Here is an 11,979-nt window from a genome sequence, read left to right on the forward strand (position 1 = left end):
GTCAGACCGCGCCTTCGATCGGCTCGGCGTTGAGGAGACCCTCGGAGACCTCGCGCAGCGCGATGGACAGCGGCTTCTCCTGCGCGTGCGTCTCGACCAGCGGCCCGACGTATTCCAGCAGGCCTTCGCCGAGCTGGGAGTAGTAGGCGTTGATCTGGCGGGCACGCTTGGCGCCCATGATCACCAGGGAGTATTTGCTGTCGACGATGTCGAGCAGCGCGTCGATCGGCGGGTTGGTGATGCCCTCCGCGGCCGGGGTGGTGCCTGCCACGATTGTCAGACCTCTCGGTTGGTGGTTGTCGTGACCCCCTGAGGGTCAGTCATCAAGGCTATCAGCCGAGAGCACACGACTTGGACGTTCGTGTTCACGAGAGTCAGGTCGAACTCCGGCTCCGCGGCCATCTCGATCCGCCCCGCCTCGAGGCGGCGCGCGATGACGTCCTCCGGCTCGGTGCCGCGGCCGCGCAGCCGCTTCTCCAGCTCCTCCCAACTGGGCGGAGCAAGGAACACCAGCAGCGCCTCGGGCATGCTCCCGCGCACCTGCCTGGCGCCTTCGAGGTCGATCTCGAGCAGCGTCGGCACGCCGTCGGCGAGCTTCTTCAGCACCGGCTCGCGCGGTGTGCCGTAGCGGTTTCCCGCGAACTCCGCCCACTCGAGCAGCTCGCCGGCCGCCACGAGCCGGTCGAACTCCTCGCCGTCGACGAAGAAGTAGTGGACCCCGTTCACCTCACCGGGCCGGGGCCTCCTGGTGGTCACCGAGACCGACAGCCACACCTCGGGGTGTGCCCGCCGGAGCTCGGCGACGACCGTGGACTTGCCGACGCCCGACGGCCCTGAAAGGACCGTCAGCCGCCGTTCGCTCAAGGGCAAGAATCCGACCTCCGCTCCGGGCCCGAATGCCTCGTAGGCACTGACTTCGCCGGACCAGGACCTGTCGGTCACTTTCCTACCCCCGTTGAACCTGCGCTTTCTTGTGGAACAGAGATTAGCTCTCGTTGCCACCGAACTCGCGCTCGAGGGATGCCCTCTGGTTCGCGCCGAGACCCCGCACGCGGCGGGACTCGGCGATGGCAAGCCGCTCCATGAGCTGCTTGGCGCGGACCTTGCCCACGCCGGGGAGCGATTCCAACAGGGCCGACACCTTCATCTTGCCGATGACGTCGTCGGTCTGCCCATCCTTGAGCACCTCAGCCAGAGAAACCGCGCCATGCTTGAGCCGGTTCTTGACCTCGGCACGCTCTTTACGGGCCTTTGCAGCCTTCTCCAGGGCTGCGGCGCGCTGCTCAGGGGTCAGTGGAGGAAGAGCCACGCCGGGTCACCTCGAATTTCTGTCGATGTACTCGGACGGGAAGGGAAACTAGCTGGTCATCGCCCCCTAAGCAACGTCAAGCGCCGTTTCTCTCCGCACAAAATCCACTTCATCACTGTCCGTGTCCGTAAAATCACATTCCGCTGATCAAATCGCCCTCACTTCCCGCTTCGCGCGTCGGCTCACGACGGTGTCGCGAAACGCAATGATGATCGCATTCCAGCCACCCACAAATGTCCGAAACCTCGCCTACACCAGGGCCGAAACCTCGAACGAAGATCGCGCACGAGCGACCTCGCGGATGCATTACGATCTTGGGATGACCCCTGCACGCCCATGATCCGAAAGCCCGCGAAACCGGACCGCGCCGCGGCGCCCGAGGAGGGCCAGGCGACCATCATCCGGCGATCCGGCACGGCGGGGAGTCGCACGCGTGCGCACCGCGTCATCGGCGTCGCAGTGGGCGGTGGAGGCGCGGCCGGCGATTCGCCACGGCGGCGGTCGAGGACACGCGTCACCCACGAGCCGGCACGACAGGCAAGGATGCGCGCCAAGGACGGGCTTCGGCGGACGGCAAGGGACGTCGGCGCGTGCGGCCCACCGTGCGCAGCCGTGGCGAACGAGGCTGACGGGCGCGCGCGGCCCACGGTGAGCCCACCGTGGGCCGAGTGCGCCGGCCGTGGCCGGGCGAACGGCGGGAAAGCGGGGAGCGTCAGGATGCTCGGCGCAGAGAGGCCGCGATGGCGGCGGCGGCCGCGCCGGGGTCCGGCGAGCCGGTGATGGGGCGGCCGATGACGAGGAGGTCGGCTCCGTCGGCGAGCGCCTGTTCCGGGGTGGCCACCCGCGCCTGGTCCTGCGTGTCGGCCCCGGCAGGCCGCACTCCGGGCGTGATGAGCGTGATCCCCTCCCCCACCTCCGCCCGTACCGCGGCAACCTCGTTGGGCGAGCACACGAGCGCCGTGGCCCCCGACTCCACCGACAGCGCGGCCAGGCGGCGTACGGCGTCGTCGGCGGGCCCCAGGAGCCCGATCCGGCCCAGGTCGTCCTCGCTCAGCGAGGTCAGGATCGTCACTGCGGCGATCTTGGTGTGCGGGTCGGCGGCGTCCACGGCGGCGCGGATCATGGCCGGGCCGCCGGCGGCGTGCACGGTGAGGATCGCCGGGCGCAGCCGGGACACCGCGTGGGAGGCGCCGGCGACGGTGTTCGGGATGTCGTGGAGCTTGAGGTCGAGGAACACGTGTACGCCGCTCGCCCCCCGCACGGAGGCGATCACGTCGGGGCCGTAGCGGAGGTAGAGCTCCAGACCCACCTTGACCGTGCTGACGTGCGGCGTCACCAGGGCCGCCCACTGGGCGGCGGTCTCCAGGTCGGGGGCGTCCAGGGCGACGGCGATGGGCGCGGGAGTCAGGAGGGGTGCGGGAGTCAAGACGTGCTCTCCTCGATATGGCAGACATGACGACTGATGATCATGGGGTGCTCTCTTCGGAGTCGACGAGCAGATGGCGGGGGGCGCTCCCCGGCGGACGGTGGGCGAGCCCCACGGCGTCGGCCAGACGCTGGAAGCCGCGGGCCCTCAGCAGGTCCTCCAGCTCGCGTTCGATGCGCAGGCAGGCGTAGGGGTCGTGGAACAGCGCCGTGCCCACCCCGACCACGCAGGCGCCCGCCAGGACGAGCTGGAAGGCGTCCCTGCCGGTCATCACGCCGCCGATGCCGATCAGCGGCACCCCCGGGAGCGCCGCGTGGACCTGCCACACGCACCGCACGGCCAGCGGGAGGATGGCGGGCCCCGACAGCCCTCCGGTGACGGCGGCGAGCGAGGGCCGCAGCGCCTCGGTGTCGATGGCCATCCCGAGCGGGTTGTTGATCATGGACAGCGCGTCGGCCCCGGCGTCCACGCAGGCCCGGGCGACCGAGACGATGTCGGCCACGTCGGGCGCGAGCTTGGCCACGACCGGCACGTCGTAGCGCATGATGGACCGCACCGAGGCGATCACCTCGGCCGCCGCGCTGCCCTCGCGGGCGAAGACGCGGCCGCGGTCCTCCATGTTCGGGCAGGAGAGGTTGACCTCCAGCGCGGTGACCCCGGGCGCGTCGGCGAGCCTGCGGGCCAGCTCGGAGTATTCGGCGACGGTGCCGCCGCCGATCGAGACGATGGTCTTGATGCCCCTCTGTGCGAGCCAGGGCAGCTCCCGCTCCAGGAACGCGTCGATGCCCGGGCCCTGCAACCCCACGGCGTTCAGCATGCCCGAGGGCGTCTCGGCCATGCGCGGCGTGGGCCGCCCCGCGCGGGGCGCCATGGTGATCGAGCGGGTGGTCAGCGCCCCGAGCCGGTGCAGGTCGAAGAACTGGGCGAGCTCCCGCCCGGAGGAGGCGCATCCGGCGGCCGTGGTGATCGGGTTCGCGAGCTCCACGTGCGCCAGAAATGTCCGCATATCAACTGACATGTCGTGCACCGCCTCCGGGGGCGCCGAGCGCGTCGAACGGGATCGTTCCCACGTCCTCGAAACGCACCCGCTCCCCCCGGAACACCGGCCCTTCAGCGCACGCCCGAACCATCCTGGTCACTCCGTCGTCCCCGATGACGGGCAGCACGCACGTCATGCACACCCCGATGCCGCAGGCCATCGACTCCTCGACGGCCACCTGCACCGGGATGTCGAACTCCAACGCCACCGCCGTCACCGCCCGCAGCGTCTCCATGGGCGCGCAGGCGTAGACCGCGTCGGCCCGCGTGTCGGCGATCACCGAAGGTAGCGCGTCGGTGACCTTTCCGCGTAGCCCGAGCGAGCCGTCCTCGGTGGTCAGCGTGGTGGTCTCGGCGATCCTGCGGGCCCGCATGGCCCCGAACACCCGTTCGGCCCCGGCTCCGCCCAGCACGAAGTCGACCCGGCAGCCCCGCGCCAGCAGCGCGTCGGCCAGCGGGAACAGCACCGCGGAGCCGTACTCGGAGCCGACCAGCACGCAGTGCGCGGGGTCGCGCGGCAGCGGAAAGGGCCGGCCGAGCGGCCCGACCAGGTCGAGCGTGTCGCGGGCGCGCCGCTCGGCCAGCCAGGCCGTGCCGGGCCCCGAGGCGGTGAAGACCAGCTCGACCGTGCCGCCGTAGTCGGACTTGACGTCATGGATGGACAGCGCGCGGCGCGTCACCATCGACGAGTAAGCCCCGCCGACCGCCACGGAGACGAAGTGACCGGGGCGGTAGCGCTCGGCTATGCCGGGCGCCACCACCGTCAGCGCATGGTAGGCGTCGACCCGGCGCGTCGTGAGCACCGTGCCCGTCACCTGCACCGGAGTGCCGGCCAGTCGTCTTCACCTCCCGTGCGGGGTCAGCCCCGGAGTGCCTGTGCGTGCTCCTGGAGTGACCGTACGCCGACGTCGCCGCGCACGATCGCCTGGATGCCCGCCGCCGCGGCCGCGAGCCCCGAGACCGTGGTGATGCACGGGATGCCGCGCAGCACCGCGGCGGTGCGGATCTCGTAGCCGTCGAGCCGCGGCCCCGACTGTCCCGGGCTGCCGAAGGGCGTGTTGACGATCAGGTCGACCTCGCCGTCGAGAATGGCCTGCACGCTCGTGGGCTCACCTCCGGGACCCGTTCCCTCGCTGTGCTTTCGCACGATCTTGGCATGGACGCCGTTACGGCGCAGCACCTCGGCGGTGCCCTCCGTGGCCAGGATCTCGAAACCGAGATCCGCCAGCGCCTTCACAGGGAAGATCATCGCACGCTTGTCCCTGTTGGCCACGGATACGAACGCGCGTCCCTTGGTCGGGAGCTGGCCGTAGGCGCCTGCCTGGGACTTGGCGTACGCGATCCCGAAGAACTCGTCGATGCCCATGACCTCGCCCGTGGAGCGCATCTCGGGCCCGAGCACGATGTCCACGCCCCGGAACCGGTTGAAGGGCAGGACCGCCTCCTTGACCGCGATGGAGGAGTCGAGCGGCAGCGTCCCGCCGTCGCCGGTCGCGGGCAGCATGCCCTCCTCGCGGAGCGAGGCGATCGAGGCGCCGAGCATCACCCGGGCCGCCGCCTTGGCCAGCGGCACCGCGGTGGCCTTGGACACGAACGGCACGGTACGGCTGGCGCGCGGGTTCGCCTCCAGGACGTACAGGACTCCGGCCGACATCGCGTACTGGACGTTCAGCAGCCCGCGCACCCCCACGCCCCGGGCGATGGCCTCGGTGGCGGCGCGGATGCGCTTGATGTCGTGGCTGCCGAGCGTGATGGGCGGCAGCGCGCACGCCGAGTCGCCGGAGTGGATCCCGGCCTCCTCGATGTGCTCCATGACGCCGCCGAGATACAGCTCCGACCCGTCGTACAGAGCGTCGACGTCGATCTCGATGGCCTCGTCCAGGAACTTGTCCACCAGCACCGGGTGGCCGCCCTCCTGGGCCGCCATGTACGTCGTCAGCGTGTCCTCGTCGTAGACGATGGCCATGCCGGCGCCGCCGAGCACGTAGGACGGCCGGACGAGCACGGGGTAGCCGATCTCCTCGGCGATCTCCCGCGCTTCCGCGACGGTGAGCGCGGTGCCGTGCTTGGGCGCGGGCAGGCCGGCCTCGGCCAGCACCCGCCCGAACGCGCCGCGCTCCTCGGCCAGGTGGATCGACTCGGGCGAGGTGCCGACCACGGGCACGCCCGCGTCCTTCAGCGCCTGCGCGAGCCCCAGCGGCGTCTGGCCGCCGAGCTGCACGATCACGCCCACGACCGGGCCGCTCTGCTGCTCGGCGTGCACGACCTCCAGGACGTCCTCCAGCGTCAGCGGCTCGAAGTAGAGCCGGTCGGAGGTGTCGTAGTCGGTCGAGACGGTCTCGGGGTTGCAGTTGACCATGACGGTCTCGAACCCGGCCCTGGACAGCTCGAACGAGGCGTGCACGCACGCGTAGTCGAACTCGATGCCCTGCCCGATGCGGTTGGGCCCGGAGCCGAGGATGATGACCTTCTCGCGCTCGCCGTAGGGGACCTCGCTCTCCTCGTCGTAGGTCGAGTAGAGGTACGGCGTCTTGGCGGCGAACTCGGCGGCGCACGTGTCGACGGTGTTGTAGACCGGCCGCAGCCCCAGAGCGTGGCGCAGGTCGCGCACCCTGGCCTCGTCGATGCCGCGGATCTCGCCGATCTGCGCGTCGCTGAAGCCGTGGTGCTTGGCCCGCTCGAGCACCTCGGAGGTCAGCTCGGACGCGGCGGCGACCGCCTCGGCCTCCTCGTGGAGCAGGAAGAGCTGGTCGACGAACCAGGGGTCGACGTTGGTCGCCTCGAACAGCTCATCGGGCGTGGCACCCGCCCTGATGGCCTGCTGCATGGTGCGCAGCCGCCCGTCGTGCGGGGTGCGGCACCTGTCGAGCAGCTCGGTCTTGTCCCCGGGCGAACCTGTCCAGGTGAAGGAGGAGTCCTTCTTCTCCAGCGACCGCAGCGCCTTCTGCAGCGCCTCGGGGAAGGAGCGGCCGATGGCCATGGCCTCGCCCACGGACTTCATGTGCGTGGTGAGCGTCTGGTCGGCGCCCCTGAACTTCTCGAACGCGAACCTCGGCACCTTCACCACGATGTAGTCGAGCGTCGGCTCGAAGGAGGCCGGGGTCTCCTTGGTGATGTCGTTGGGGATCTCGTCGAGCGTGTAGCCGATGGCCAGCTTGGCCGCGATCTTCGCGATCGGGAACCCGGTGGCCTTCGAGGCCAGCGCCGAGGACCGCGACACGCGCGGGTTCATCTCGATGACGATCATGCGCCCGGTGCGCGGGTTGACCGCGAACTGGATGTTGCAGCCGCCGGTGTCCACGCCGACCTCGCGGATGACCGCGATGGCGACGTCGCGCATGTTCTGGTATTCGCGGTCGGTCAGGGTCAGCGCGGGCGCGACGGTGACGCTGTCGCCGGTGTGCACGCCCATCGGGTCGATGTTCTCGATGGAGCAGACGATGACGACGTTGTCGTTCTTGTCGCGCATGACCTCCAGCTCGTACTCCTTCCAGCCGAGGATCGACTCCTCCAGGAGCACCTCGGTGGTCGGAGAGGCGTCGAGCCCCGCGCCGGCGATGCGCCGCAGGTCGGCCTCGTCGTAGGCGAACCCGGACCCGGCGCCGCCCATCGTGAACGACGGCCGCACCACGACCGGGTAGCCCAGCTCCCCGGCGGCGGCCAGGCACTCGTCCATCGTGTGGCAGATGGCCGACCTGGCCGACTCGGCGTTGAGCCCGTGCTCACGGGCGACCTTGGCGACGATCTCCTTGAACCGCTCGCGGTTCTCCCCCGCCTGGATCGCCTCGAAGTCCGCGCCGATCAGCTCGACCTCGTACTTCTCCAGCACGCCGGACTCGTGCAGCGCGACCGCCGTGTTGAGCGCGGTCTGCCCACCCAGCGTCGGCAGCAGCGCGTCGGGCCGCTCCTTGGCGATGATCTTCTCGACGAACTCGGGGGTGATCGGCTCCACGTACGTGGCGTCGGCGAACTCCGGGTCCGTCATGATCGTCGCCGGGTTGCTGTTGACCAGGATGACCCGGAAGCCCTCGGCCCGCAGCACGCGGCACGCCTGGGTGCCCGAATAGTCGAACTCGCACGCCTGGCCGATCACGATCGGCCCCGAGCCGATCACCAGGACGGACCTGATGTCCTCACGCTTGGGCACGGCTCATGACCTCACAGAACTCGTCGAAAAGGTAGGCGGCGTCGTGGGGCCCCGCGGCGGCCTCCGGGTGGTACTGGACGCTGAAGGCGCGCCCGTCGAGCAGGCGCAGCCCCTCCACGCAGCGGTCGTTGAGGTTGACGTGGCTGACCTCGGCCTTGCCGTACGGGGTGTCGAACGGCCCGTCGAGCGGCGCCTCCACGGCGAACCCGTGGTTGTGCGCCGAGATCTCCACCTTCCCCGTGCGCACGTCCTGGACGGGCTGGTTGACGCCCCGGTGCCCGTACCGCAGCTTGTAGGTGGACAGGCCCAGGGCCCGCCCGAAGAGCTGGTTGCCGAAGCAGATCCCGAAGAAGGGGACCTTGGCCTCCAGGACGCCCTGGAGCGCGCTCACGTCCGCGGTGGCGGGGTCGCCGGGCCCGTTGGAGAAGAACACGCCGTCCGGCTCGACCGCCATGATCTGCTCGTAGGTGGCCGTCGCCGGCAGCACGTGCACCTCGCAGCCGCGCTCGGCCATCCGGTGCGGCGTCATGCCCTTGATGCCCAGGTCCACGGCCGCGACCGTGAACTTCTTCGCACCGATGGCGGGCACGACGTAGGGCTCGGTGGTGGCCACCTCGGCGGCGAGGTCGGCGCCCTCCATGCGGGGCGACTGCCGCACCCGCTCGACCAGCTCCTCGACCGGCTGGGTGGGCGCGGTGAAGATGCCGGCGCGCATGGCGCCGCGCTCGCGCAGGTGGCGGGTGAGCGCACGGGTGCCGGAGATGGCGATCCCGACGACGCCCTGCTCCTTGAGGTAGTCGTCGAGCGAGCGGTTGGCCCGCCAGTTGGAGACGACTCTGGACGGCTCGCGCACGACGTAGCCCGCGACCCAGACGCGCTTGGACTCCGGGTCCTCGTCGTTGACGCCGGTGTTGCCGATGTGGGGCGCCGTCATGGCGACGATCTGCCGATGGTAGGACGGGTCCGTGAGGGTCTCCTGGTAGCCGGTCATGCCGGTGTTGAAGACCATCTCGCCGAACGTCTCGCCCTCGGCGCCGTACGGAGTTCCGTGGAAGACGCGGCCGTCTTCCAGGACGAGCACCGATGTGTTCAAACCAGCTTCCCTTCGAGAACGGTCGGCCTGCCGCGCAGGAACGTGGACACTACCCTGCCGGGCAGCGTCATCCCCTCGTACGGGGTGTTCCTGCTCTTCGACGCGTATGCCGACGAATCCACCTCGGTGCGTACGGACGGGTCGTACAGCGTGATGTTGGCCGGAGCGCCCACCTCCAGCGGCTGCCCCTGGCCGGACAGGCGGCCGATGCGCGCGGGCACGACGGACATGCGCTGGGCGACGCCCGCCCAGTCGAGCAGCCCGGTCTCGACCATGGCCTCCTGGACCACGCTGAGCGCCGTCTCCAGGCCGATCATGCCCATGGCCGCGGCCGACCACTCGGTCTCCTTGTCCTCGACCGGGTGCGGGGCGTGGTCGGTGGCGACGACGTCGATCGTGCCGTCGGCCAGCGCGGCGCGCAGCGCCTCGACGTCGGCGCGGGTGCGCAGCGGCGGGTTGACCTTGTAGATCGGGTTGTACGCGCCGACCGGGGACTCCTCGACGAGGTCGTCGGTGAGCAGCAGGTGGTGCGGGGTGACCTCGGCGGTGACGTTCCAGCCCTTGGACTTGGCCCAGCGGATGATCTCGACGGAGCCGGCCGTGGAGACGTGGCAGACGTGCAGCCTGGAGCCGACGTGGGCGGCCAGGAGGCAGTCGCGGGCGATGATCGCCTCCTCGGCGACCGCGGGCCAGCCGGTCAGGCCAAGCCTGCCGGAGACGACGCCCTCGTTCATCTGGGCGCCGCCGGTCAGCCTGGGTTCCTGGGCGTGCTGGGCGACGACGCCGTCGAACGCCTTGACGTACTCCAGGGCGCGGCGCATCAGCACGGCGTCGTCCACGCACTTGCCGTCGTCGGAGAAGACCCGCACGCGGGCGGCCGAGTCGGCCATCGCGCCCAGCTCGGCGAGCTGCCTGCCCTCCAGGCCGACGGTCACGGCGCCGACGGGGTGCACGTCGCAGTGCCCGAACTCGTGCCCGAGCCGCCACACCTGCTCGACCACGCCCGCGGTGTCGGCCACGGGCGAGGTGTTGGCCATGGCGTGCACGGCGGTGTACCCGCCCCGGGCCGCCGACTGCGTCCCGGTCTGCACGGTCTCGGCGTCCTCGCGGCCGGGCTCGCGGAGGTGCGTGTGCAGGTCCACGAGGCCGGGCAGCGCGATCGCGCCCGCGCCGTCAACGGCCTCCGGCCCCTCCAGCCCCGGCCTGATCTCGGCGATCGCCCCGTCGGCGATCCGGATGTCGACGGGCTCCCCGCCCAGAATTCGGACGTTCCGAATAATCACGCGCTCTCTCCCCCAAGCAGCAGGTACAGGACGGCCATGCGGATGGTCACGCCGTTGGCGACCTGCTCGACGATCGTGGACCGGGCCGAGTCGGCCACCTCGGCCGCGATCTCCATCCCGCGGTTCATCGGCCCGGGGTGCATGACGATCGCGTCGTCGGGCATCTTGGCGAACCGGTCGCGGTCGAGCCCGTACCGGCGGGAGTATTCGCGCTCGCTCGGGAAGTACGCGGCGTTCATCCGTTCCTTCTGCACGCGCAGCATCATCACCACGTCCGACTTGGGCAGCACCGCGTCCAGGTCGTACGACACCTCGCACGGCCAGGAGCCGACGGCGACGGGCAGCAGCGTGGGCGGCGCCACCAGCGTGACGTCGGCGCCGAGCGTGTGGAGCAGCAGCACGTTGGAGCGGGCGACCCGGCTGTGCAGCACGTCACCGACGATCGTGACCTTGCGCCCTTCGAGGCTGCCCAGGCGGCGGCGCATCGAGAAGGCGTCGAGCAGCGCCTGCGTGGGGTGCTCGTGGGTGCCGTCGCCGGCGTTGACGACGCTGCCGTGCACCCAGGTGGCCAGGCGGTGCGGCGCGCCGGAGGCGCTGTGGCGGATGACCACCGCGTCGGCGCCCATGGCCTCGAGGGTGAGCGCGGTGTCCTTGAGCGACTCGCCCTTGGACACGCTCGACCCCTTGGCCGAGAAGTTGATCACGTCCGCGGACAGCCGCTTGGCCGCCGCCTCGAACGAGATCCGCGTACGGGTGGAGTCCTCGAAGAAGAGGTTGACCACCGTGCGCCCGCGCAGCGTGGGCAGCTTCTTGATGGAACGTTCCGAGACTCTCGCCAGCTCCTCGGCGGTGTCGAGGATGAGCAGCGCGTCCTCTTTGGAGAGGTCGCCGGCGGAGATCAGGTGGCGGTTCACTTGGCGTCCCCTTTCACGAGGAGCACGGCGTCGCGGCCGTCGATCTCCTGCAGGTAGACCCTGACCTTCTCGCTCTTGGCCGTGGGAAGGTTCTTGCCGACGTAGTCGGCGCGGATGGGCAGCTCACGGTGGCCGCGATCGACCAGCGTGGCCAGCTGCACGGCGGTGGGCCGGCCGAGGTCGTTGAGCGCGTCGAGCGCGGCGCGCACGGTGCGGCCGGAGTAGAGGACGTCGTCCACGAGCACGACGACGCGGCCGTCGATGCCGTCCGGCGGCAGATCGGTGCGGCCGAGCGGCCGGGCGGGCTTGAGCCTCAGGTCGTCCCGGTACATCGTGATGTCGATCGAGCCGACGGGGATCTTGACGCCTTCGAACTGCTGGATGCGCTCCCCGAGCCGGCGGGCCAGCGTGGCGCCGCGGGTGGGGATGCCGAGGAGTATGACGTCGTCGGCGCCCTTGGTGCGCTCGAGGATCTCGTGCGCGATCCGGGTCAGCGCCCGGTGGATGTCCGGGGCTTCGAGCACGGCCCGGGAATCGGACATGGCGAATCTCACCACCTTTCCCGCCTCACGGGACGGGTCTTAAAGGATGTCGTGGTCGGCACACACAGTACCAGGGGCTACCAGGAACAACGCGAGGGGCCTTGCCTGGCGTCACGACGCGTCGACGGGGTACGGATGGCGTACCGGCCTCCACCTGCTGGCTCTGAGCACGGCCTCCGGCCTGCTCGGAGTGACGCTGATACTGCCCGAGAACGCCGCATGGAGGG

At 70.5% G+C, this 11,979-nt stretch carries 11 protein-coding genes; all 11 read right to left on the reverse strand.

Annotation, left to right across the window (positions count from 1 at the left end):
- Nucleotide 1: 1 nt before the first annotated feature.
- The 11 genes from rpoZ to pyrR all read right to left on the reverse strand — a co-directional run bounded on the left by rpoZ (nucleotide 2) and on the right by pyrR (nucleotide 11,752).
- Entirely contained in the window at nucleotides 2–271 is a 270-nt protein-coding gene (rpoZ, locus tag ABN273_RS08100; protein WP_043638590.1) for a DNA-directed RNA polymerase subunit omega, read from the reverse strand.
- Nucleotides 272–276: 5 nt separating this feature from the next.
- A complete protein-coding gene (gene gmk, locus ABN273_RS08105; protein WP_349448021.1) occupies nucleotides 277–870 on the reverse strand; it encodes a guanylate kinase in 594 nt (197 codons plus the stop codon).
- 115 nt (nucleotides 871–985) lie between these two features.
- Nucleotides 986–1,309, reverse strand: a complete 324-nt coding sequence (mihF, locus tag ABN273_RS08110) for an integration host factor, actinobacterial type (RefSeq protein ID WP_020541698.1) — start codon at nucleotides 1,307–1,309, stop codon at nucleotides 986–988.
- Nucleotides 1,310–2,021: 712 nt separating this feature from the next.
- Nucleotides 2,022–2,717: an orotidine-5'-phosphate decarboxylase gene (pyrF, locus tag ABN273_RS08115; RefSeq protein ID WP_349448259.1), complete on the reverse strand. Its 696-nt coding sequence runs from the start codon at nucleotides 2,715–2,717 to the stop codon at nucleotides 2,022–2,024.
- Between the two features lie 58 nt (nucleotides 2,718–2,775).
- Complete coding sequence (locus tag ABN273_RS08120) at nucleotides 2,776–3,753, reverse strand: dihydroorotate dehydrogenase (RefSeq protein WP_349448022.1); 978 nt, start codon at nucleotides 3,751–3,753, stop codon at nucleotides 2,776–2,778.
- Nucleotides 3,743–4,594, reverse strand: coding sequence for a dihydroorotate dehydrogenase electron transfer subunit (locus ABN273_RS08125; protein WP_349448023.1), 852 nt, complete (start codon nucleotides 4,592–4,594; stop codon nucleotides 3,743–3,745). Before ABN273_RS08125 ends, ABN273_RS08120 begins: the two co-directional genes overlap by 11 nt.
- 38 nt (nucleotides 4,595–4,632) lie before the next feature.
- A complete protein-coding gene (gene carB / locus ABN273_RS08130; protein ID WP_349448024.1) occupies nucleotides 4,633–7,920 on the reverse strand; it encodes a carbamoyl-phosphate synthase large subunit in 3,288 nt (1,095 codons plus the stop codon).
- Nucleotides 7,907–9,013, reverse strand: coding sequence for a glutamine-hydrolyzing carbamoyl-phosphate synthase small subunit (gene carA, locus ABN273_RS08135; protein ID WP_349448025.1), 1,107 nt, complete (start codon nucleotides 9,011–9,013; stop codon nucleotides 7,907–7,909). The genes carB and carA overlap by 14 nt, the downstream gene beginning before the upstream one ends.
- A complete protein-coding gene (locus tag ABN273_RS08140; RefSeq protein WP_349448026.1) occupies nucleotides 9,010–10,296 on the reverse strand; it encodes a dihydroorotase in 1,287 nt (428 codons plus the stop codon). Before ABN273_RS08140 ends, carA begins: the two co-directional genes overlap by 4 nt.
- Nucleotides 10,293–11,210 (reverse strand): aspartate carbamoyltransferase catalytic subunit, encoded by a 918-nt coding sequence (locus ABN273_RS08145; protein ID WP_349448027.1) that lies wholly within the window; start codon nucleotides 11,208–11,210, stop codon nucleotides 10,293–10,295. Before ABN273_RS08145 ends, ABN273_RS08140 begins: the two co-directional genes overlap by 4 nt.
- Nucleotides 11,207–11,752: a bifunctional pyr operon transcriptional regulator/uracil phosphoribosyltransferase PyrR gene (pyrR, locus tag ABN273_RS08150; protein ID WP_349448028.1), complete on the reverse strand. Its 546-nt coding sequence runs from the start codon at nucleotides 11,750–11,752 to the stop codon at nucleotides 11,207–11,209. Before pyrR ends, ABN273_RS08145 begins: the two co-directional genes overlap by 4 nt.
- Nucleotides 11,753–11,979 lie beyond the last annotated feature (227 nt).

The organism is Nonomuraea sp. B19D2, assembly GCF_040137845.1.
Taxonomy (GTDB): domain Bacteria; phylum Actinomycetota; class Actinomycetes; order Streptosporangiales; family Streptosporangiaceae; genus Nonomuraea.

What these genes read in the sequence shown, in the direction of transcription:
- ABN273_RS08120 (WP_349448022.1), bottom strand. Translation starts at nt 3,753, where the DNA reads ATGTCAGTTGATATGCGGACATTTCTGGCGCACGTGGAGCTCGCGAAC.
- pyrR (WP_349448028.1), bottom strand. Translation starts at nt 11,752, where the DNA reads ATGTCCGATTCCCGGGCCGTGCTCGAAGCCCCGGACATCCACCGGGCG.